Below are 23,750 nucleotides of genomic sequence, written 5' to 3'. Positions count from 1 at the left end.
GACAAATAAGGATGCCACTATGCCTTACACTTCTTTCTATACCATCGCTCGCTCAACACGTCTTCCTACACCCAACCGCCATGTCACTGGTCAAGGGCATTACAGGATCCCACAAAAAACTAGCTGACTTTATCACTTTGTTCCTTCATAACTTTTTGCGACAATTATTGTAGCGCAAACAGTAGAAGGAACAGAGCATGACCCCGTCATTGACATGGCATGATGTCATTGGAGCAGAAAAGCAGCAGGATTATTTTCAGCAAACATTGAATTTTGTTGAGTCGGAAAGAGCGGCCGGCAAAGTCGTTTTCCCTCCCGCTAAAGACGTATTTAATGCGTTTCGGGCGACAGAGTTCAATGATGTGAAAGTGGTGATTCTAGGCCAGGACCCTTATCACGGTCCGAAACAAGCGCATGGTTTGTGTTTTTCGGTACTCCCTGGTGTCAAGACACCACCTTCATTGGTAAATATGTACAAAGAGTTGGTTCAGGATATTGATGGTTTTCAAATCCCATCTCATGGCTACCTTCAAAGTTGGGCTGAGCAAGGTGTTCTGTTACTCAATACTGTTCTAACGGTAGAGCAGGGTAAAGCGCACTCTCATTCTAAAACAGGATGGGAAATGTTTACCGATAAGGTCATTGAAGCGATCAATCAACATCAATCTGGTGTTGTGTTTCTATTGTGGGGCTCCCATGCGCAAAAGAAAGGACGCTTTATCGATCGTAATAAGCATCATGTATTAGCTGCGCCGCATCCTTCGCCATTATCCGCACATCGAGGTTTCTTTGGTTGCCGTCATTTTTCTCAAGCAAATCAAATTCTTGAATCTCAAGGCAAACAAACCATAGATTGGCATCTTCCAATGCAAGTGAATGTATAGCCATTACATTGCCTAATTGCTTAACTTTCGAGCAATATCAATACTTGAACTGTGCTTCTCTTATACACTTACTAAAAATAGGTGTTAAGGAGAAGCACTATGATGATTGAAAGGATAAGGCGCGAACATGGTTACATGGTTCGGCTATTAGCAGTATTGAGGCAAAAAATTGCCTTGTTGAGACAAGAGCAAGCCATAAACTACAGTTTGGTTAAAGAAATTGTCGATTATTTGGCCCATCACTCTGAGCGTGTCCACCATCCTAAAGAAGATATCCTCTATCACTATTATTTGGAACATTATGGTCACCATCAAGATATTGAGAATCTAGAGATCGAGCACCAAACATTGTCGCTCAAGACGCATGCCTTTCTTGATACGGTAGATATGATTCTGCAGGATGCAGTAGTGCCTCAAGATATGTTTGTGCAGCAACTGGAAGGTTTTATATTGGATCAGAAGCGACATTTAGATCTAGAGGAGCAGTCAATATTGCCACTCATTAATCAGAGATTTACTCTGCACGATTGGCAAGCCGTCGAAAAGCTGTGGAGTATAAATGAAGATGATCCAGTATTTGGCGACACTATTGCAGAGCAATATCAGCAACTTGCCAGTCGTGTTAGGCAGGGTGATCAAGAGTGTATATAGTTAGCAGAGATATACCGTAATAAAAAGAGGCGCTACCAAGCGCCTCTTTTTAAATGTTAGTAATCTAGGTCTTCAATGTCATCAAAACCGATGTCCATATCTTTTAATTCACGCTGAAGCCTTTGCCTGTCCTTAATTGCTTCAATTTCACGCCACTTACGCTTCGCAGGTTTGGAGCGTGTTGCCCGAGTTTTTGGAAAATCCATTTCCATGATTTCTTCAAAGTTTAAGCCTTCCATAAGCTACCTCTTTTTAATGATTACTCTTTGAAGGGGTACTGTTTAAATATCATTCTGTTTGGAGAGTAACTTTGATTCGTTTCTCATTTGTTACGATTCCATGAAGTTTTCATGCCATTTTAGACTTGGCTTCACAGAAATACGGCTTATATCTGATGGTTTTTTGTTCGAACAACCGATAGAAAACGATTAAATTCTCAAAAAACGTATGTTAACGCAGTGTGTAAAAAAACTGCGTTTTTCCTTGGTATGCAATTGTGTGTATTTAGTGCGGTTGAGTAACAGAATTTACAGATCGAATTGTTTCCTGAACTCTTCTCTGAGTCCTTGGTGATAAAGGAGTGTCAATTATTTGCGGCTATCGTATTTCGTATGGAGTTGTGTGTTCTTTATTGTTGTTAAATTTTAATGTTAATGTTCTGAGTTTGTGGTTTTTATGTTCTTTTTTGTGTTAATTATTGGTGATTTTATAGTGAAAAATAACATAAATAAGTGCTTGTTTGCATATTGATTTTTGATACCCTTGACTGCATTATCCGCCCGTCAAAAAATACGCTGATACGTAAAATGGAAGCATGAGGCGCGTTTTACATATCTAGGTTGCACAATAATTAAACCACAATACTGAGCAGAATTGACACTTGGTTTGCAACTGGATGGAAGGCAGGGAAGCAGAGATCAGCGAAAACTCACTACGAGGATCTTATGACAGATTTAATTAATTTGATGAATGACCTACTTTGGGGTTCTATTCTGGTTTATCTCCTAGTCGGTGTTGGTGTGTATTTCACTGTTAGATTGGGGTTTATCCAATTCCGCCATTTTGGTCACATGTTCTCAGTACTAAAGAACAGCCGTAAAGCGGATAAAGCTGGTATCTCATCATTCCAAGCATTGTGTACTAGCTTAGCGGCGCGTGTTGGTACGGGTAATATGGCTGGTGTTGCTGTTGCGCTAACAGCTGGTGGTCCAGGTGCGATTTTCTGGATGTGGCTAATTGCTATGCTGGGTATGGCCACGTCGTTCGCTGAAAGCACCTTGGCGCAGTTATACAAAACCAAAGATGATGATGGTAACTACCGCGGTGGTCCGGCATACTACATGGAGAAAGGGTTGGGCATGCGCTGGATGGGCGTACTGTTCTCTATCTTCCTGATCATCGCTTTTGGTTTGGTATTTAACGCCGTTCAGGCGAACTCAATCGCAGGTGCAATGAACACAGCATTTGGTTGGGATGAAACCTATGTCGGTATTGCTGTCGTCCTGCTATCCGCCGTGGTCATTTTCGGTGGTATTAAGCGCATTGCACGTGTAGCAGAAATGATTGTTCCAGCGATGGCATTGCTGTATCTACTGCTGGCGCTGTTTGTTATGTTTACGAACATCGATAAGTTGTCTGCCGTACTGAGCTTAATTTTCAAGAGTGCTTTCGGTCTACAAGAAGCCGCTGCAGGTGGTTTGGGCTACGCGATTGCACAAGCGATGATTAATGGCATCAAACGCGGTTTGTTCTCAAACGAAGCGGGTATGGGTTCTGCGCCAAATGCAGCAGCATCAGCTACACCTTATCCTCCGCATCCTGCCTCTCAAGGTTACGTTCAGATGCTTGGTGTTTTCATGGATACCATAGTGATCTGTTCAGCGACTGTGGCGATTATTCTGATGTCTGGTGAGTATGTACCACATGGCGAGATCACGGGTATTGAACTGACTCAGGCTGCGTTGAGCTCTCAAGTGGGCTCGTGGGGTGGCATCTTTGTTGCCGTGGCGATTTTCTTCTTCGCTTTCACGTCTATCATTGCTAACTACTCATACGCGGAAACAAACCTTATTTTCCTTGAGCATAACCATAAAGCCGGCCTAGGTGTGTTCCGTCTGGTTGTATTGGCAATGGTGATGTTTGGTGCTGTAGCATCACTACCTATCGTTTGGGCATTGGCAGATGTGTCAATGGGTATGATGGCGATTGTCAACCTAGTGGCGATCCTACTTCTTTCAGGCATCGTGATTAAACTAGCAAAAGACTACAACCGCCAGTTAGGTGAAGGTAAAGTGCCGACATTTGATTCTAACGATTTTCCTGAACTGAAATCTCAGTTGGAAGATGGTATCTGGGATCAGAGCAAAAAAGATTAATAGCCAATCTCTATTAAAACGATTCAAAAAGCCATGCAGACATTGCATGGCTTTTTTTGTAACCTATAGCCAACAAAAACAGAACGGATAGAGTAAAGCCATGCTAATCGTCGTTTCACCAGCGAAAACCTTAGATTATGAATCTCCACTGGCTACAGAGAAATTTACTCAGCCAGAATTGATCGAGTATTCAAAACAACTGATTGATGTCTGTCGTAAGCTGACGCCTGCCGATGTCGCGAGTTTGATGAAAGTCAGTGATAAGATCGCTGACTTGAACGTTGGCCGTTTTCAGGAATGGAGTGAGACGTTTACGACGGAGAACTCACGTCAAGCGATTCTGGCTTTTAAAGGCGATGTATACACTGGTTTAGACGCGCAAAGCTTGTCAGACGATGACTTTGATTATGCCCAAAAGCACTTACGCATGTTATCAGGCTTATACGGTCTACTAAAGCCACTCGATCTGATGCAGCCTTACCGTCTGGAAATGGGGACGAAACTTGCCAATGAGAAAGGCAGTAACCTCTATCAATTCTGGGGTAATGTGATTACTGATAGGCTTAATCAAACCATTACAGAACAAGGTGATAATGTTCTGATTAACCTTGCTTCAAACGAATATTTTAAAGCGGTAAAACCCAAAGCTCTAGATGCTCAGGTGATTACGCCAATTTTCAAAGATTGCAAAAACGGTCAGTACAAGGTGATCAGTTTCTATGCGAAGAAAGCGCGCGGCATGATGGCGCGATACATTATTGAGAATCGCATTGAGAGCGTTGCGGATCTGACTAAGTTTGACACGGCAGGCTATTATTTTGTTGAGGATGAGTCTTCACCAACCGAATTGGTCTTTAAACGTGAAGAGCAATAAAGGATTCAAAAGATGATGTCTTGGTTTAAGCAATGGGTTGCGCGATACGACGCGTGGTGTCAGTCGATGGGGCTAACACCAGAGAATAAACGCAGTTGTGTTCCTTATCGTACAGACCCAGTTCACCAGACTTCAGAACCCAACAAAAAGGCGCAAGGATAATGCGCCTTTTTGATACTCATTGTCATTTAGACTTTAAGGTATTTGAGAACGATTTCGCTGAACATATTGAGTCAGCAAATCTATCAGGCGTAGAACGCTTTGTCGTCCCCTCTATTGGCCCATCAAACTGGAGTCGACTTGAGCAACTCGCAGCCCAATATCCATCGATATATTATGCGCTAGGTTTACACCCTTATTTTCTCGATACAGATAGCCACACCCTCCAAAATCGACTAGCGGAGCTGATCAGTCAACAACCTGACAAATGCATTGCTGTAGGTGAGTGTGGCTTGGATGCAGTAGTGGCTGTTGATAGCCAGATTCAGGAGCGCGTTTTGATGCAGCAGATTGAATTGGCGAAAACTTATAAGCTGCCACTTATCCTTCACTCCCGCAAAACACACAATCGCCTCCTACAACTGCTTAAGCAGTCTCGTTTTTCGTACGGAGGAGTTCTGCATGGTTTTTCTGGGAGTTATCAGCAAGCGATGCAGTTTGTTGAGTTAGGTTTTTACATAGGTGTGGGAGGGGTAATTACATACCCAAGAGCACAAAAAACGCGTAAAGCTGTTATTGAGCTCCCGATTGACTGTCTTGTTCTCGAAACGGATGCGCCGGATATGCCGCTTTTAGGGAATCAGGGTAAGCCTAACCATCCAGCAATGTTAACTCAAACCTTGTCTTGTCTCGCAGATCTACGGAATGCTAGTAAGCAAACGGTTGCTGAAAACGTTTGGAAAAATAGCAATCAGGCGTTCGGTATTTGTGAATAGTTTCTAAATAAAATGTTCTTTTTATGATTTGTAGTTCGGTTAATGGTGATCTTGTTCACGTAATTAGGTGAATGAATGATGAATCTTATTAGAAACTGTGAAGACAGCATTACTTTATAGATGGACGGATGAGTATAATTGCCTCCGCTTTAGAGCTCCATTTTGTAACACGCCAACAAACAACATATAAGGAAGTCATAAACTATGAGCCTGTTTATGAGCCTAGTCGGTATGGCAGTATTGCTAGGAATTGCATTACTACTGTCTGATAACCGCAAAGCTATCAATCTAAGAACTGTGGGTGGCGCATTTGCTATCCAATTTATCATCGGTGGTTTCGTTCTTTACGTACCTTGGGGTCGTGACCTTCTAGCTGGCTTCTCTGCTGGTGTTCAGAATGTTATTGACTACGGTAAAGACGGTACTGGTTTTCTATTTGGCAGCCTAGTTAACTTCTCAGTTGACGGTATTGGCTTCATTTTCGCGTTCCAAGTACTTCCAACACTAATCTTCTTCTCTGCACTTATCTCTGTACTTTACTACATTGGTGTAATGCAATGGGTTATCAAGATTCTTGGTGGTGGTCTACAAAAGGCGCTTGGTACTTCACGTGCAGAATCAATGTCTGCAGCAGCGAACATTTTCGTTGGTCAAACTGAAGCACCTCTAGTGGTTCGTCCGTTTGTTCCTAAAATGACACAATCTGAACTATTCGCTGTAATGTGTGGTGGTTTAGCATCGGTCGCAGGTGGTGTACTAGCTGGTTACGCTTCTATGGGTGTACCTCTAGAGTACCTAGTTGCTGCATCATTTATGGCAGCGCCAGGTGGTCTATTATTTGCGAAGATCATCAAGCCTGAAACTGAAACACCTGACGAAGATCTAGGTAAAGATATCGACGGTGGTGACGACAAGCCAGCAAACGTTATCGACGCAGCGGCTGGTGGTGCTTCTGTAGGTCTACAGCTTGCTCTAAACGTTGGTGCAATGCTACTAGCGTTCATCGGTCTAATCGCACTTATCAACGGTATTCTAGGTGGCGTTGGCGGTTGGTTCGGTATGCCTGAGCTAACACTTGAAATTCTACTAGGTTACCTATTCTCGCCTCTAGCATTCCTTATTGGTGTGCCATGGGAAGAAGCAACACTCGCTGGCTCGTTCATCGGTCAGAAACTGGTTGTTAACGAATTCGTAGCCTACCTAAACTTCGTACCGTACGTTGGTGATGCTGCACAAGTGGTGCCAGCAACGGGTGAAGTAATGTCTACTAAGACAGCAGCTATTATCTCGTTCGCTTTATGTGGTTTCGCAAACCTTTCTTCTATTGCGATTCTACTAGGTGGTCTAGGTGGTCTAGCACCAAACCGTCGTCACGACATCGCTCGTATGGGTGTTAAAGCGGTTTGTGCTGGTACGCTATCTAACCTAATGGCGGCGACAATCGCTGGCTTCTTCCTATCTTTCTAATTAAGTAAGCGAAAGATTATATAGACGCCGTTTTAAAAAGCCCCGTAGACACACACTGTGTGCTACGGGGCTTTTTTGTTTTTCTTTCTCTGATTATTGCTTCCTAGGCCTGTTAGTAGGCTCTTGTCAGGGAAAGACTCGAATACAAGCTTTATTGAGTGTTTGGCTTGATTCGAGATAAGTCTGAAGTGGATTCAGACAGCCGGATTCATGGCGTTTGTGAGTCGATAAGAATTGAACAAACGTTGAACAGAATCTTTTTTGAGATACAAACCGTTTGCGCTCTATGAGCCACTACAGTTCTGCGACGAATATCTATAATGTATGTAAATATAGAGAGTAGGGTAAAACTCATGAATGATGTTTTCCTCGCAGCCCTAGCGGGCTTTGTCGTTGGAGTCCTGTTTTCGGCCATTAAGTTACCTATACCCGCTCCACCGGCATTAGCTGGTGTAATGGGAATCGTTGGGGTTTATCTTGGTGGCGTGACTTATCAATGGATTATTGATAAGTTTTTTAGCTAGCGCTTGTTAATACAAGGAGTATGATCGGCGCTGGTTGTAACTATGTCTGGGCATCAGACAAAGGTTACAGATACCGTTAGACACCGCAATCGTAGATTGTTGTGCCATAGACCAAACTGGTACTGTGCGGTGACAAGGATAGCAATTGGGGGCAAATTCGCTGTTTACCCCTAAGTCTTCAGGGAACCAAGTCCGTTCATTAATGACTGCAAAACCGACATGAGGTTGAGCAGACACTTTTATGAATATTGATCGGAGATAGAAATGAGCGATTTAAAAGCAGCAGCACTACGTGCACTTAAACTTATGGATCTTACAACGCTAAATGACGATGACACTGATGCTAAAGTGATTTCACTATGTCATGACGCAAAATCAGCTGTCGGTAACACAGCTGCGATCTGTATTTATCCTCGCTTTATTCCTATTGCTAAGAAGACACTTCGCGAGCAAGGTACACCAGACGTTCGTATTGCGACAGTAACGAACTTCCCACACGGTAATGACGATATTGATATCGCTGTTGCTGAAACTAAAGCGGCCATTGCTTACGGTGCAGATGAAGTGGACGTTGTATTCCCATACCGTGCTCTAATGGCAGGTAACGAGGAAGTAGGCTTCGAGCTAGTTAAGCAATGTAAAGCAGCGTGTGGTGACATTCTTCTGAAAGTTATCATCGAAACGGGTGAGCTGAAAGAAGAAGCACTAATTAAGAAAGCCTCTGAAATTTCAATCAAAGCAGGCGCTGACTTCATTAAGACTTCAACGGGTAAAGTGCCAGTCAATGCAACACCTGAATATGCACGCATGATGCTAGAAGTTATTCGTGATATGGATGTTGCAGAATCTGTTGGTTTCAAGCCAGCAGGTGGTGTGCGCACTGCTGAAGATGCAGCAGCGTATCTAGCAATGGCTGATGAGATTTTGGGCGACAACTGGGTTGATGCTCGTCATTACCGTTTCGGTGCGTCAAGCCTGCTAACTAACCTACTAAATACATTAGAAGTAACAGACGAGACTGCAGACCCTGCAGCGTACTAATTAAAAGTCTGAATGTGGTGAGCGAAAGCTCACCACATTACCTTTTGCTCTACTAACCACCTTGTTTGTGTGGGAGGAACTAATGTATTTACCTCAAGAAATCATTCGTAAAAAACGCGACGGCGAAGTCCTGACTGCCGACGAAATCAATTTCTTTATCCAAGGTGTGGCTAAAAACACCGTTTCTGAAGGTCAAATCGCAGCCTTTGCGATGGCTATCTTTTTCAATGAAATGACAATGCCAGAGCGTATTGCGCTGACGTGCGCGATGCGTGATTCCGGTATGGTTATCGATTGGAGCCATAAAGAATTTGGCGGCCCAATCGTTGATAAGCATTCAACAGGCGGGGTGGGAGATGTCACTTCACTGATGCTTGGCCCAATGGTCGCGGCATGTGGCGGTTTCGTTCCAATGATCTCTGGCCGAGGCCTTGGTCACACTGGCGGTACGCTAGATAAGCTGGAGTCGATTCCAGGCTACAACATCACGCCAACCAATGAAGTGTTCGGTGATGTCACGAAAGACGCAGGTGTCGCCATCATTGGTCAAACCGGCGACTTAGCGCCAGCCGATAAGCGTGTTTACGCAACTCGCGACATTACCGCAACGGTGGACAACATTTCACTGATCACGGCTTCAATCCTGTCTAAGAAACTCGCTGCTGGCCTTGAGTCATTGGTTATGGATGTGAAAGTGGGTTCAGGCGCATTCATGCCAACCTATCAAGCATCTGAAGAACTCGCTAAATCTATCGTAGCAGTCGCAAACGGTGCAGGTACCAAGACAACAGCTATCCTAACTGACATGAACCAAGTATTGGCGTCTTCAGCGGGTAATGCTGTTGAAGTACGTGAAGCGGTTCAGTTCCTGACTGGCGAATATCGTAACCCTCGTTTACTCGAAGTGACCATGGCATCGTGTGCGGAAATGTTGGTGCTTGGCAAGCTTGCTGAGAATACGGAAGAGGCACGCGCGAAGTTGATGGAAGTACTGGACAACGGTAAAGCGGCTCAGTGTTTTGGCAAGATGGTTGCGGGCTTAGGTGGCCCTGCTGATTTTGTTGAAAACTACGAAAACTATCTGGAAAAAGCAGAAATCATCAAACCAGTCTTTGCTGATGAAGACGGTATTGTATCGGCAATGGATACGCGTGCAATCGGTATGGCGGTTGTCTCCATGGGTGGCGGTCGCCGTGTTGCTACAGACGAAATTGACTACGCGGTCGGCTTTGACGGGTTTATCCGCCTTGGTGAAAAAGCATCGAGTAATAAACCGCTGGCTGTGATTCATGCACGTAGTGAAGAGCAATGGCTTGAAGCGGCTGAAGCGCTTAAACAGGCTATTACTATCGGTGGTGACTATACGCCTACGCCTGAGGTTTATCGTCAGATCCGCGCAGAAGACGTTTAATCAAAAATTACACTAAGGCCTCCATATAAAAAGATTAACGGAGGCCTGAGGAAGAGCAATGAAAAGAGCATTTATTTTAGTACTGGATTCATTTGGAATTGGTGCGACAGCTGACGCTGAAAAATTTGGTGATGTTGGTTCAGATACGTTAGGCCATATCGCTGAGCAGTGTGAGAAAGGTTTAGCAGACAACGCTGATCGTCAAGGGCCACTGACGTTGCCTAATCTGTCAAAGATTGGTTTAGCCATGGCTCACAAAGAGTCAACAGGTCACTTTGCGCCAGGCTTAGATACAGAGGCGGACATTATTGGTGCTTACGGCTATGCTGCTGAGCTGTCTTCAGGTAAAGATACACCGTCAGGCCACTGGGAAATTGCTGGTGTGCCAGTTCTGTTTGACTGGGGCTACTTTACCGACAAAACAAACAGTTTCCCGAAAGAACTCACCGATCGCATTCTTGAGCGTGCTGGTCTAGACGGTTTCCTTGGTAACTGCCATGCATCGGGCACTCAGGTTCTGGATGATCTTGGTGAAGAGCATATGAAGACAGGGCAACCTATCTTCTATACGTCGGCGGATTCGGTATTCCAGATTGCTTGCCATGAAGAAACTTTTGGTTTAGAGCGCTTGCTTGAGCTTTGTCAGATCGCACGTGAAGAGCTTGAAGACTACAACATCGGCCGTGTTATTGCTCGTCCATTCGTTGGACCGGGTAAAGGCCAGTTTGAGCGTACTGGTAATCGCCGTGATCTGTCTGTTGAACCACCTTCAGCGACGATTCTACAGAAACTTGTTGACGAGAAGGGCGGTGAAGTTCACTCGATTGGTAAGATTTCTGACATTTACGCTGGCTGTGGTATCACCAAGAAGACCAAAGCAACCGGCATTCCGGCACTTTTTGAAGCAACCAAAGAGGCCATCAAAGAAGCGGGTGATAATACTATCGTCTTCACCAACTTTGTTGATTTTGATTCAGCCTATGGTCACCGTCGTGATGTAGCTGGTTATGCTGCTGCGCTTGAGTACTTCGATGGTCGTATCCATGAAGTGATAGAGATGATGGAAGAGGACGATCTTCTGATCCTGACGGCCGACCACGGCTGTGACCCAACTTGGCCAGGTACTGACCATACGCGTGAGCACATTCCTGTGATTGTTTATGGCCAGAAAGTCCCAGCAGGTTCGTTAGGTTTACGCGATTCTTTTGCTGACATTGGCCAAACACTGGCGACGTACTTTGGTACTTCACCAATGGATTACGGTAAGAACTTTTTATAATTGAGATGGTTAGGGAGGTATCTTACCTCTCTAACAACGTTTAACTGAGTTAAGGAATTAACAGACATGGCAACTCCACATATTAATGCTGAAATGGGTGCATTCGCAGACGTTGTTCTTATGCCGGGTGACCCGCTACGCGCGAAGTACATTGCAGAAACATTCCTCGAAGATGTCGTTCAGGTCTGTGATGTGCGTAATATGTTCGGTTTCACTGGCACTTACAAAGGTCGTAAAGTATCAGTGATGGGCCACGGCATGGGTATCCCATCTTGTTCAATCTATGCTACTGAGCTGATTAAAGATTACGGTGTGAAGAAAATCATCCGTGTCGGTAGCTGTGGTGCAGTAAGTGAAGATATCAAGGTACGTGATGTCGTTATCGGGATGGGCGCTTGTACCGACTCTAAAGTGAACCGTATTCGCTTTAAAGGCCATGACTTTGCTGCTATCGCTGATTATAAGATGGTTCGTGCAGCGGAAGAGGCAGCGAAAGCACGTGGTATCGAAGTTAAAGTGGGTAACCTGTTTTCCGCTGAACTGTTCTACACACCAGATCCTGAGATGTTCGATGTGATGGACAAGTACGGTATTGTCGGTGTTGAGATGGAAGCAGCAGGCATCTACGGCGTTTGTGCTGAGTACGGTGCGAAAGCTTTGACTATCTGTACTGTGTCTGATCACATCAAAACGGGCGAGCAGACAACATCAGATGAGCGTCAGACGACTTTCAATGACATGATGATTATTGCGCTAGATTCAGTTCTATTAGACTGAGTTGTTGATAAAGTTAAAGCGGTAGTTTTTTAACTGAGCGTATATAAAAAGCCCCTTAGCATTTGAGCTAAGGGGCTTTAAGTTTATGACCTATTAGGCATCAGAGGTTTGATGAGGGAATAACTGCTTATGCTCTGGGTCGAGAGCATAAAATCTTGGAAACTCGCCTTTTACCAACCACAGCGGCATATATTCGCTGTCAATGGTCGGCTCAAGACCGCGCGCTTCATATGCGTGTGCAGCCAACGCCGTGATCCAAATAGCAAACCAGCCTTTTCTATCACCTTTAATGCTGGGTGAATCCGCTTTGCCGACATCGGTGTAATACTGAATATGGCACTCCAGCGCTTGCTTAAGCTTAGCAGGGTAGCGAGTTTCCCTATCTGGGTGATGAATCGACACCAAAAGTTCCGCCAAGGGTAAGAGCAAATAATTGGTGTAATCTTGCACTAACTCCTCGCCCACATATTCAGGAGTGGAGTAACGCACCAGATCATTGATCCGCTCACCTATTGGCACTGGATCATCATCAATAAAAAATGCCCGCACTAAGCGAAACAGCACACGGCGAAAGTCTTTGACCTCATCCGTTTCTTCGATAAAGGCATAGATGTTTTCTTCAGGAATACGCAGTAGCTTTTGGCCAAAACCACATGGGTCGCCAAGCAGCACATTCATCATCAAAGCATCTAACCACTCATCGATGGTCAGCACCACATTCATTTGGTAGGGACCATAAGGAATTTGGTAGTGACGAAACAACTGACAGTGCTTTTCCCCTTGATAGTAATACAGTAGCACTCGGTTACTCAGCACTTGACAATATTCATACAAATACTGCGCAGTGACCGCATTGGTTTCATGGTGGCGAAAAAGGTTCTCGGTTACCATATTAAAGAAGAAGCTCTCAGGTAAATACTTAGTATTATCAGCCTCAAACCCCTTTATTATTCGCTCATACGCATCGTATTCGGAATCTTTAACCATCTGGATAAATTCTTCGTCCTCGTCGCGAACGCACTCCCAGTAGTGATTTCTTTTTGATAACATTACAGCTCCTTTAATGCCTTTGACTGCTGGGTTTTACATCGTAACCCGTCACTTGCACGCCAGTTGGCACGCCACCGTCATTAATATGTTGCCTAACCACTTTGTATTGCAGTGTATCACGCTGCTCATCAAGCATACCCAGCATATACTTGTAATCGCTATACTCCTTTGGGGTCAGACTACTATGGTTTTCTTCAAACCAAGTTTTCATCTCACCAATCACCTTAGTGGTGTAAGCTGGTGAGCCTTGCTGCACCACTTCATTGCCCAACTTAGCCGCCCCCAATGAAGAGGAACCGCCTTTGGCTTCAAGGATATGGATGTTGCCCTGCGCGTCTTGCCATATTTGGTCAAATTGACGGTTCTTTTGGTTACTGCCCGGATAAGCTGATTGTAAACGTTTTGCGTTTGGACCAAAAGTGGCTTTGAAGCATATAAAAAGCCCCTTAGCATTTGAGCTAAGGGGCTTTAAGTTTATGACCTATTAGGCATCAGAGGTTTGATGAGGGAATAACTGCTTATGCTCTGGGTCGAGAGCATAAAATCTTGGAAACTCGCCTTTTACCATTTTATTCTTTATAAACGTGATAGCAAATCTCTTATCTCTGATGATTTATGCGGATGAATTTCTTCATACCTCTCGCACGCCAAAACCACCAAATCCTTAAATACTTCATCCGACACAATAACTTCATCATCAAAAAATCTAAAGCGAACACCTTCAAAAGGCTCTTCATCATCTTCCAAGTTGTCAGGAAACTCACAACTACTGTACTCGTCACCGTAACTTATACCTTCCAGTAAATAACCAATAGAGCTTAGAAAAGCAATGTTGTTTCTCGCATTAAAAAACTCTTTACATATCCTGAAAGGATCAGTATTCCGATTAAAGTTCTTAAATAATTCTTCGTTCATTTACTACATTTCCGGATGAAAGTTATTAATAATACCATCTCTCACATAGACTCTAAACTTCATACCACCAGCCTCTGCGGTAAATTGAGCTAATCCTTGAGAAAGAGCGTCCGAATAGCCTTTTGCAGCCGCTGCCTGACCTAGTTCCATGATTTTATTATTAGAGAACACTCTAGGATCATAAATTGTTTTTTCGAACAGCTCCTTCTTATACCCGGTAACATTCCCCTCTCTGTCAAACGATGGAATTTGATACTGAATATGAGTTATCCCAGTGATTGTAGCATGGTCAGTACTAGTAACAATTTTTAAATCCTTATCAGCAACAATTTGATTAAACGCATCCATATTATGTCCACCTGAAACGCCCCTCTTTTGAGAGAATCCATCTACAGTACTGATGTGGGTTTTGATATTCGGTTTGAAAGCCATACCATCGGGGAACATAGGCTTTGGCTTACTAGGATCACTGACTTTCTCTCGAAGCTGCTCTAACTGGTCAAGGTGGGGTGACATCTGACCATCAGTCTTGGCATGGTCGATCATCTTATCTAGCACATCGTCAGCGGACCAATCTTCTATTGCCTCAAGAATGGCCTCCTTCCCTTTTTTGACCAGCTTTAATCTCAAGATATGGTCTATTCCCATCTCAATCAGCTTATCAACCAATAATTCTTTGACTTTGGCTTCGATAACCTCATCGGTCAGGTTTTCGGGATTCTCTATAATATCCCAAACTTCTTCTACGGTTTCTTTAATGCTTTGCGCTAAGAGGGCGACCATTAACGTATTAAACGCAAATATCAGAGCCGGTATAAAGAAAGCATTATTTTCAGCTGAATTCCCGCCAGCAAACATAGCATGATCAATGTTGCTATGATTCGCTCCGGTTGCAAAGAGAGTTATCCCTGCGACTAATCGACCGATATCCCCCCCCATCTTTTGTATCTTCAGCAGATCTTGGATTAGCTGCTGACGGTACGCCAGTGATTGCGGGTTAATCTCTGGATCATTCATGTCATTAAGAAACTTACTTGAGAAATTACGTGACTCAGATTCCAGTAATGCAAGCTTTTCCTCGAAGTCCGTATTGCTTTTGTATAGCTCCGCTGCAAACTCACCAATCACGGCTCCAGCCGCACCGCTTCCACAACCTGATACATTTTCGTTACTATTACCCCCAGCTGCAATTTGACGTGCAGCCCCAAGAGCACAGCCAAGCGCTGCGTGAGCGATGTAACCAGACGCGGTTGAAATAGGATTCTCACCCGTCTTGGCTTCACTGATCTTGTTGGCTAATTTTGGGCCAACCGTAGAGATCGAAGAAGTCACGAGAGCATTGACGACCATATTGTCAAAATCATCGATGCCACTTAAACCATCACCAGAAAGGAGGCTGTTAACTTGAACCGCAACTACAGATGAAAGAATCGAGTTTGCCGATTGTTGAGCAATATCAGCGACAACCTCATTAACGCCAACACCATTAAGCCCCTCAGAAACAAAGTTTAAATCGAGCCCCTGCATAACACCTGCAGTGATCATTGATGTTGCCAGTCCACGAATTGAATCTTTGCTGGTCAACTGATCGAAGGTGTCTGAGATATCACCGCCATTGGCTAACAATGAGGCTGTCGCCTGCATCGCCAATGCGTTAATCCCAGCCGCCATAGCCGCCGATGTTGCGCCAGCAGATGCGCTAACACCCGCTAGACCTGCAACGCCAGTTCCGCCTGTTGCCACTGCCACTGCTACTGCTAAAATCGTCATTGCCGCAGGGGTCAACCCAGACTGATCGTAGTCCCACTGCTCTAAAACTAAATCAATTTCTCTCCAGTTAGCTTCTGGGTTAGCATCTTTGACATCTTTTAACCAACTCAGCCCGTCATTTTGTGCCAGCTGATCAATTAACGCGTTATGATCAAGATGAGTCTGATATGGGTTTCTTGGCAATTCAACGGTGATGCCATTTCGTGCATCAAGAATTAATCCTCCTTGAGCGCGAAACTCAGTCATATGCGCGGTTTCTTTTGAAACCCCATATCCCTTATTGCCAAAAGACAACGAACCTTCGAACGACTCCGATTTGCTGTAGAAGTATTTTTCTAATTCAACTCCAATATCGATAGTGTCAGCAACAATCTTGGTCAAACCATGACTGGTTAAGCGAGTCGCTTTAAGCTGAACCGGAGCTGCCTCAGTTTTTAGAATTAAGTCATGGCCTGCGCGCAATAACGTAGCAATCACCCGCGAGCGTTGTTCGCTTTCCTCTCGTTTTTCTGATGAACCAAAGACACCGCTTCCGCCAGCTTCAAAGAGTTTGTGATAGCTTGCTTGATCCTGCGCGGCGAGTAGATATATACCTTGCCCTGCCAAGAGCTCAATGGTGCCCTCGCTCTCTAAAATAGAACCTTTCGATTTAAGAGTTTGCTTAGTAGCAATAGACAGCAAATCGATTGCGGACATTTTGGTTTGTATATTGGTCAATGACTGACTCGATTGACTCCAACCATGACCGCTTTGTGCATCGCTATGGCGCACTTCAGCAGGAAGCAGTTGTACTGTACCGCCGGCATTGACCTTCAAGTCACCTTGGGAAGAGAACTGACCCCCGATGCTTACAAAGTGGCTGGCAGTTTGAATATTAAGATCACCAAAAGATTCAATTTTCGCCAGTTGCTGAGCTTGCTCATTAAACCCGTAGGCGTGGTCATAACGGTAGACTAAGGTTTGGTTTTTCAGTGCATAAGCCGTGAGTTTAACGTCTCGGCCTTCTATCGTTCCAGAAAGGTTAGACAATAAACCGCCGACTTCAATCTGAATGCCTTCTTTGGCACTCAAATGCCCCTTATCATTGATAAAGCTATTACGAGTACGAATTAACGTATCTCGCATGGCAAGCACTTTACCGCCTTTATTGAGAAAATCTGTTGCCGTAATGGTACCTTCACCAAGACTAAATGTCGTGCCATCGACTTTGTTGGCTTTTACGGTTTGTGCAGTCAGATAGATTCTTGGTACCAAAACCTTAGAGCCATTGGCAAGAATCTCAAACTCAGGCCAAAGCATATCCTCAGTCAGACTATTCATTTGAGCTTGGGTCAGCTTTTGGCCAAAAATTAGGCCATTGGATCGTAAGTATTGGAAACCATTTTGATATAGTTCTTGCGCCATCTCTTCATAGGTGTCGTAGGCTTTAGGTGCGACAAGATAGCTGCGATTGAGTAAGACATTCAGTTGTTGACGTACAAGATCCCGCTGAATATAGGCAGAACCGATGTAATCTGGCGTTTCAGGCTCTCCGGTTTGGCAATCGTAGTTTTCAAAGCGGATAGTCGCATCTTCACTACTTTGCTTATAGAACTGCGCGAGCCCGTCAGTTAGCTGTGTCAGTGGCGAAGAAAAGCGTTCATGGTAATGGCTGCTACTCTCGCGTGATTCATGTACCAAGTCAGACATACCTTTTGCTATGGCATGTTGCAGGGAGGCCTTGTCGTATTCAGACAAACGCGGAGTTGGAATACCACTTTTTACGCAACGAGATTGGGCATCAATGGTTCTTGAAGTGAGATAAACAAAAGGTATAAATACACGTCCCACACCGGGCAAGTGGCGTTTTTCTGGCCAAATGATGTCGTATTGCAGATTATCGATATCTTGCTGAGACAAGTTATCGCCAAATCGATGCCCTGTTTCTTGCATAAACGAAATCGCGTTTTGGTAGTACTCGGTCTGCATTTGCTCATAACTACCAAACCCTAGTTCTGAAATACGGCTGCTGCCTATCAGCTGCTTAAGCTGAAAACGTATGATTTCACGTTGCAATGCACCATTACCATAGGCTTTAGGTGTTGGTAACGGAACAAAGAAGGTAACATCACCACTTATGGGAGCCCAATCGATTTCTGGCTTAAATTGCGGGTAATCATTAAAGATGGTGGTAAGTAAATCAGTTAAACCATCTCGAATGTCCAATTGAGCAAGGTTTTGATTGTATTGCTCAATATAATTATCGACTTGAGCATCAAGCAAGTAGCGACTCGAAGACGCCAAATGATCTTCAAGTTGCTCAATAGTCTGATTGATGCGTATATTCGCCAGAGTCGGCGCTGTAAATGTCATTGTGAGTACCGGGAGCATCACACTCGCGGTGATTTTTTTCCAGCGAGGCAATTCATGGCTCAACTCGCTTAATTCGTTTTTATCCATCATCTTTTTTATTCGTTATTTTTAGAAGTCTTTACCGTAGGAAATATCACCTGTTGCCAATAGCCCTTGAATTTCGGTGTTAGGACGTTGGATATCAAACAGTGAAATAAGCTGACCATTAATTTGGTTTTTATCGACATGGAAGCTGGTGGTGGTCCAGCGGCGTATTTTGTGACTGATACATTTTCTAAACACACGTCTTGAACAATAACGCTCGGCATGGTGATGGGTAACTCTGCGGTCTACTCGTGCTTGGGTAACTAAACCCAGCGAGCGCAAACTGGCGATGTTGCCTGCTAGCGTACCCAACACCTCGACACTCCCTGCTTCGTTTATAAGTGCTGATGAAAAAGAACTGTCGCTTTGACCCTCAGCCTTTCTGCCTCCATCAATATAGAAGTTGCCGCCTACCAATAAGTAAGGTGGAGGAGACAAGGATTTCACGTATTGTGTGGTTTCTTTGATATGGGTATCTCGATGAGGGCGAGACTTATCGACATTGGTACTTGACTCAATAAAGTAGCGTTCGTTACTGACTCTTGGTGCACGGACACTTAAATTACCCGTCAACACTTCAAGTGCTGATGAAACGTTTTTGAAAGAGTTTGATGCTTCAATATAGAGGTTATTTTCGGCCGAGATTAGGGTTTCAAAGGTGTCTTTTAGATCAAAGACTATTGGTGCATCATTAGCTGCTCTGACATTTGAACGTTTTTTAAGCTGAGGGTTTACATTCAATACATTAGGCGCTTGCATCGCAATGTTAAAGCCGATGATAAGTGAACGGCGGTTATCGACATCTATTTCTGAAACCACTTTACCTTGTTCAGCACATTTTTTTTGCGCATTGGCTGCTAAACCAGAAGCTGTTCCGAGCTGAATCTGATTTTCATTAATATGAATATCACCACTACTACGTCGAGAGCTTGTTTTATTGGTTAGTGACCCCTCTGAATTGCTCAAAGGCGTAGGTGCTTGATCAAAACTGTTTTCAGGATATTCACACTGAAAACCTTCGAGCCAACCATTGGTAATCGACTTTTTGCTTACTAGAGTGACATCACTTGCTGCGAGTAGGCCTTGGTTGTAGTTATTGATGTTTTCTTCACCGTTAATGTATAAGCTGTTTACCGCGATCAGCTCACCGCCAATATTGTTCACAAACTTAGCGGCAACTTTTATCTCATCGGCACTGAGCAAGCCTTGGCTTTCAAATTCGAATTCGGCCGCTACATTGACTAAGCCTGCTTTTATACTGGCGGCTTTAAAGCTGTCTAGCGGGCGAACTCTAACATTTTGACCTTGCAAATTGACATTGGAAGAAGTGGATAAGGTTGCGTCTTTTAATGTGATAGTAGCAAAGCTCTGAATATGAATATTGCCATTAGAAAGCAATAGCTGGGAACGACTTTCATCACCTTGGTGAGTTTGGTAGTCGCTAAGCACGGTAATATCGGCTTTGGTGTTGATATGATTTTCCACCACAATATCACTGTACTGATTGGTGGTTTGCAACCAAACACTGCCCGCATCAATCGGGTATTTGACTATCAATGGTACACTGTTCTCAACCACATCGACTTGGTTATTGCTTGTCGAATAATTATGGGTAACACGACCAGCAATAATTTGTACATTACCTTGTGAGGCAATTAACTCACCATTAGGATCAAGCACAATCTCACCATCGATGGTTTTATGCGCCTTGGCTAAAGTGGAGATAGGGCCATCAAGATTGACACGGTTTGCCAACAAGGTGACCATCAGCGCATCATCTGTGATTAAACCATCAGTGCCACGTACTTGAATTTCACCTTGATTGGTTGAGATGCTCGTAAGCGCCCCGTGTCGGTCAAACTCGGCGTCGCCGGTTGCGATGGTGACACGCTGGGTATTGCTAAATTGACAGGACTGACAAATCACGCCCGCTTGACTAATAAAGAGCAAATCCGCCGCGCGGCCAAGCACTTCGATTTTACCAAGCACCATGGGGGCAATGCCGGTATGCTCAATGACGATTAACTGAGGCGGCGCTTGCTCAGCAAGGTTTGAATTCAGCTTGGGGTTGTTGACCAATGACAAGCGTTTCTCATCTTGGTTAAAATGCTCAAACCGCATATGGGATACATTGCTCTGGTTGCCTGCATCAATCATCAGTAGTTGATTTTCTGACTGACCGTAAATTGCGGTTGACTCAAGCTGTGTACTTGGGGTGATTTCGCCATCGCCAATGTAGCCTTTAAGCGATGTCTGCTCGGGCAATTTGCGATTTTCGATACAAGCGGGAAAGCCCAAACTGCGGCCTAGCGTTTGATTGCTCGCACATACTGGTTGAGCCGCAGCTGTGGTATTTTTTCGGCAATAACCGCCGCTTGGCTTGAAGCTTCGTGGGCAGACTAAGGTTGGGCGCTTAGTGTCTACCTTTTTATACATGGGTTCAGGTGTTTTGCTATACACAATGTCTGTGTCTTTAAACCAAGCAAAATCAAATGTATGCAATGTCTTATTTAAGCATGCTTTATAAAGCCCAATTAAAAATGGTGTGTTGAACGTTTTACACGCTTCAGAAAATAAAACCTTCTCACATTCCTTTCCTTTTTTACCATCGATCAAGTTATAACCACTCGGGCAGGAAAAAACCATAGGCTTATTTTCACTGCCGTAGCATCGGGCATTACTGTGATTAAGGCTAGCGTTGGCTGGGCAGGTATAGTGAGGTTCAAACTTAAATGAGCTTTGGCACACGCCATCTACTAAGGTGGCATTAGGTAAAGCACATTGAGTATTTGGCCATGCAACAGGTGGTGAGCCAACTGGTGCAGAACTGACGGTCAATGACACTGATAACAGTGTCACCACAGCTCCAATAGGCAATAGTGAACAGACTTTCGTGAGTATTGATTTCATAATATTAGGTTGGTTACATCTGAAAAGTGAAAATCACAGCGTAATAGCATAATTACCAAGGCGATTTTTACTCTAATCCTGTTTCCACAGAAACTGAGGTTAAATAAAAGCGACTAAAACTGTATTCCAGTCAAAGTAATGTAATTTTCATTATTAAAAGTAATTTAAGAGCGCTAATGATATTTGATAGGTGAATCAAAACAAGATGTAAAAATAAGAAAAGATTAATTATTTGCACTGTGTATATATTGAGTGGTGTACGTCACAAGAAACTAACACCCACAGATAAAAATGTTGAATACCACACAGATAGAGGCGGGAGTTGTTATTACCTATGGACTTGCTTGGCCTAGTGAGCGCTATTTGGATTCAGTACGGCATGAAATACTTGATTAAGTAGGTTGGGTGAGCCAGTTTGATGATCACCTCGGTGTGGCTTTATGAGATCATTTTCTGGCGAGTTTGTACAAATGTATCAGCAGTACAGCCAATAATGATGGGGAATTGAAGTTCAGTGATGTAGTAGACCTAGTGACTTTAAGTCTATCCATTTCTGGTATGTGTTCACAATTAATGCTTATTACTGCTAAGAATTGAGATTTGGCCATATTGCTAGCCCTGTTAGCTATAATTGGTCTTCCAATTTAATGGGGTTTAATAATGCCTACCTCAGCTGCTATCAAACCAACGACTTTATCTATTCGTGGGGTAAATTATCGAGACAGCAGTGTCATTCGTTAACTCATTTCTTTGAGCAGTAGGTTTTCACCTTTACGTTTGGGCTTTCTTCGAATCACAATCGCTAGTAGCAACCCTGCAATAAAGCTCATTCCAACCATAGTGTACATATAACGATCACTTTTACGGTAGTAGTGATCAGAAAAGGCAGTTACTTTACCGGTTTCAAAAGTGATACGCACAAAACCAATCATAGCGCTATCATGCATGATTGGCTCAACAAGCTGCTGTTTGCCAATTCGAGCGGTTTCAAGCGGTGTATCTAAACCCAGAATCTCACGTACACTTTTCCCTTTGTCACTTGAGGCTAAGCGAATGCCTTCTGCGTCATAAATGGTGGCATCAAATACGAGATTGTCTTTAGCCAGTTGGTTAGTTAACTTCAGTAGGCGCTCCTGATCTTGATTAACGATCATCTCACCTGCTGATAAAGAAGCTTGAGACACCAACACCTTTGTGAGTGTTTCCAATTGGTTCTTTTGGATTTGCTCGTTGCCTTTGGTAATTTTTACGCTGTTAACACCAATCACACCGACCATCGCAATCAAGGACAGGATAGCGAGCGCTCTTAAAGCCATGCGAAATGAGAACAGAGAGGATTCCATACTCACCTAATCTGAGGTTAATTTTGCTATAGAGCATATTGATACTTGCGCAGCTAAATTGCAATAGGTTAACGTGTGAGGAGGTTTTTTAGGAATGATTTACATGGAAACGTTTAAGACCCTTTCTATTCAAAAACATACTTCACTGTTTAACCGAATTCCAGAGGTGCGTTTATCCAGCCAATTTGATAAAGCGAAAGCCAATTGGATTGTTTTTGCGGAGTATTTGTCTCCTCAACACTTCGAAGATATCGATTTTTTTACCGGTAAATATAATGCTGTCGTGGATGTGTGGAAAGTTGGCCGTTATGAAGTCGCTTTAATGCAAGGTGAGTTGACCCCAGAACATGAAAAGATTTTGCAAGGGATTGAGCTCGATTATGCACCGCTGAATGAATTGCCTGATTTGTCAAAACCGGGCCTTATCGTAATGGATATGGACTCCACGGCTATTCAAATTGAGTGCATTGATGAGATAGCTAAACTGGCTGGAGTAGGTGAGGAAGTGGCAGAGGTCACTGAACGAGCCATGCAGGGTGAGCTGGATTTTGAACAGAGCTTACGTCAGCGTGTCGGAGCACTCACTGGGGCTGATGAGAGTATTTTGTCTAGCGTTAGAAGCGAACTCCCTTTGATGCCAGACCTTCCTGAATTGGTACATACCTTACGTCGATTTGGCTGGAAAACAGCGATTGCTTCTGGCGGCTTTACCTATTTTTCAGATTTTCTGAAAGACACGTTGAAATTAGATCATGCTCAGTCTAACCAGCTGGAAATTATTGATGGAAAGCTGACTGGCAAGGTGCTGGGTGATGTGGTTTCAGCCCAAACTAAAGCGGATATTCTCGAAGAGTTAGCGGAACAATATGACATAGAGCCGCACAATACGATTGCTGTTGGTGATGGGGCTAATGATCTGGTGATGATGGCCGCTGCCGGTTTAGGTATCGCATTTCATGCTAAGCCAAAAGTGGAACAGCAAGCACAAACTGCAGTGCGTTATGTCGGGCTTGGAGGCGTGCTGTGTATTTTATCGGCGGCGTTGGCTAAGCAGAAAAAGATCAGTTTTAAGCCTGCTCCGTAATGCAAGTTGCGAGGGGAAACCCTC

20 protein-coding genes are annotated in these 23,750 nt (G+C 44.0%); 13 read left to right on the top strand and 7 right to left on the bottom strand.

All coding sequences use genetic code 11. From position 1 onward, the window contains the following. Positions 1-197: 197 nt before the first annotated feature. Entirely contained in the window at positions 198-884 is a 687-nt protein-coding gene (gene ung / locus L1D31_RS13895; RefSeq protein WP_239837695.1) for a uracil-DNA glycosylase, read from the top strand. 99 nt (positions 885-983) lie between these two features. Next, positions 984-1,535 (top strand): hemerythrin domain-containing protein, encoded by a 552-nt coding sequence (locus L1D31_RS13890; protein WP_239837694.1) that lies wholly within the window; start codon positions 984-986, stop codon positions 1,533-1,535. Positions 1,536-1,591: 56 nt separating this feature from the next. On the opposite strand, the gene L1D31_RS13885 is transcribed toward L1D31_RS13890, so the two are convergent. After that, complete coding sequence (locus tag L1D31_RS13885) at positions 1,592-1,774, bottom strand: DUF3545 family protein (protein ID WP_239837693.1); 183 nt, start codon at positions 1,772-1,774, stop codon at positions 1,592-1,594. 705 nt (positions 1,775-2,479) lie between these two features. On the opposite strand from L1D31_RS13885, the gene L1D31_RS13880 reads away from it, so the two are divergent. The 10 genes from L1D31_RS13880 (at position 2,480) to deoD (ending at position 12,218) form a co-directional block, all read left to right on the top strand. After that, complete coding sequence (locus L1D31_RS13880; protein WP_239837692.1) at positions 2,480-3,910, top strand: sodium:alanine symporter family protein; 1,431 nt, start codon at positions 2,480-2,482, stop codon at positions 3,908-3,910. Between the two features lie 100 nt (positions 3,911-4,010). Continuing rightward, positions 4,011-4,784 (top strand): peroxide stress protein YaaA, encoded by a 774-nt coding sequence (gene yaaA / locus L1D31_RS13875; protein WP_239837691.1) that lies wholly within the window; start codon positions 4,011-4,013, stop codon positions 4,782-4,784. A gap of 12 nt (positions 4,785-4,796) precedes the next feature. After that, positions 4,797-4,946 (top strand): DUF5363 family protein, encoded by a 150-nt coding sequence (locus L1D31_RS13870; protein WP_239837690.1) that lies wholly within the window; start codon positions 4,797-4,799, stop codon positions 4,944-4,946. After that, a complete protein-coding gene (locus L1D31_RS13865) occupies positions 4,946-5,719 on the top strand; it encodes a TatD family hydrolase (RefSeq protein WP_239837689.1) in 774 nt (257 codons plus the stop codon). The genes L1D31_RS13870 and L1D31_RS13865 overlap by 1 nt, the downstream gene beginning before the upstream one ends. A 204-nt stretch (positions 5,720-5,923) precedes the next feature. Beyond that, a complete protein-coding gene (locus L1D31_RS13860) occupies positions 5,924-7,186 on the top strand; it encodes a NupC/NupG family nucleoside CNT transporter (RefSeq protein ID WP_239837688.1) in 1,263 nt (420 codons plus the stop codon). Between the two features lie 353 nt (positions 7,187-7,539). Next, positions 7,540-7,710 (top strand): DUF1427 family protein, encoded by a 171-nt coding sequence (locus tag L1D31_RS13855; protein WP_239837687.1) that lies wholly within the window; start codon positions 7,540-7,542, stop codon positions 7,708-7,710. Positions 7,711-7,974: 264 nt separating this feature from the next. Further along, positions 7,975-8,751: a deoxyribose-phosphate aldolase gene (gene deoC, locus L1D31_RS13850; protein WP_038509854.1), complete on the top strand. Its 777-nt coding sequence runs from the start codon at positions 7,975-7,977 to the stop codon at positions 8,749-8,751. Positions 8,752-8,833: 82 nt separating this feature from the next. Then, on the top strand, positions 8,834-10,162 hold the full coding sequence (deoA, locus tag L1D31_RS13845) for a thymidine phosphorylase (RefSeq protein WP_239837686.1): 1,329 nt from the start codon (positions 8,834-8,836) through the stop codon (positions 10,160-10,162). 58 nt (positions 10,163-10,220) lie between these two features. Beyond that, positions 10,221-11,441 carry a phosphopentomutase gene (locus L1D31_RS13840; RefSeq protein WP_239837685.1) on the top strand — a complete coding sequence of 407 codons (1,221 nt, stop codon included), beginning with the start codon at positions 10,221-10,223 and terminating at the stop codon, positions 11,439-11,441. Positions 11,442-11,507: 66 nt separating this feature from the next. After that, the gene (deoD, locus tag L1D31_RS13835; protein WP_239837684.1) at positions 11,508-12,218 is read left to right on the top strand and encodes a purine-nucleoside phosphorylase; all 711 of its coding nucleotides are present in this window, start codon (positions 11,508-11,510) and stop codon (positions 12,216-12,218) included. Positions 12,219-12,311: 93 nt separating this feature from the next. Here deoD and L1D31_RS13830 read toward each other — a convergent pair whose 3' ends face one another. From L1D31_RS13830 to L1D31_RS13805, 6 genes are all read right to left on the bottom strand, one after another. Beyond that, positions 12,312-13,268, bottom strand: coding sequence for an Imm49 family immunity protein (locus L1D31_RS13830; RefSeq protein ID WP_239837683.1), 957 nt, complete (start codon positions 13,266-13,268; stop codon positions 12,312-12,314). Between the two features lie 10 nt (positions 13,269-13,278). After that, on the bottom strand, positions 13,279-13,539 hold the full coding sequence (locus L1D31_RS13825; protein ID WP_239837682.1) for a hypothetical protein: 261 nt from the start codon (positions 13,537-13,539) through the stop codon (positions 13,279-13,281). Between the two features lie 305 nt (positions 13,540-13,844). Further along, a complete protein-coding gene (gene cdiI / locus L1D31_RS13820; protein WP_239837681.1) occupies positions 13,845-14,183 on the bottom strand; it encodes a ribonuclease toxin immunity protein CdiI in 339 nt (112 codons plus the stop codon). A gap of 3 nt (positions 14,184-14,186) precedes the next feature. Beyond that, entirely contained in the window at positions 14,187-18,395 is a 4,209-nt protein-coding gene (locus L1D31_RS13815; protein ID WP_239837680.1) for a DUF637 domain-containing protein, read from the bottom strand. A gap of 18 nt (positions 18,396-18,413) precedes the next feature. Then, positions 18,414-21,248 carry a filamentous hemagglutinin N-terminal domain-containing protein gene (locus L1D31_RS13810; RefSeq protein WP_239837679.1) on the bottom strand — a complete coding sequence of 945 codons (2,835 nt, stop codon included), beginning with the start codon at positions 21,246-21,248 and terminating at the stop codon, positions 18,414-18,416. 788 nt (positions 21,249-22,036) lie between these two features. Next, positions 22,037-22,642 (bottom strand): YtjB family periplasmic protein, encoded by a 606-nt coding sequence (locus L1D31_RS13805; protein ID WP_239837678.1) that lies wholly within the window; start codon positions 22,640-22,642, stop codon positions 22,037-22,039. A 103-nt stretch (positions 22,643-22,745) separates the two neighbouring features. On the opposite strand from L1D31_RS13805, the gene serB reads away from it, so the two are divergent. After that, positions 22,746-23,726 (top strand): phosphoserine phosphatase, encoded by a 981-nt coding sequence (gene serB / locus L1D31_RS13800; RefSeq protein WP_239837677.1) that lies wholly within the window; start codon positions 22,746-22,748, stop codon positions 23,724-23,726. Positions 23,727-23,750: the final 24 nt, after the last annotated feature.

The sequence above is a fragment of the Vibrio sp. Isolate23 genome, from assembly GCF_022398095.1.
GTDB lineage: Bacteria > Pseudomonadota > Gammaproteobacteria > Enterobacterales > Vibrionaceae > Vibrio > Vibrio coralliilyticus_A.
This window is presented reverse-complemented; position numbering and strand designations above follow the sequence as displayed.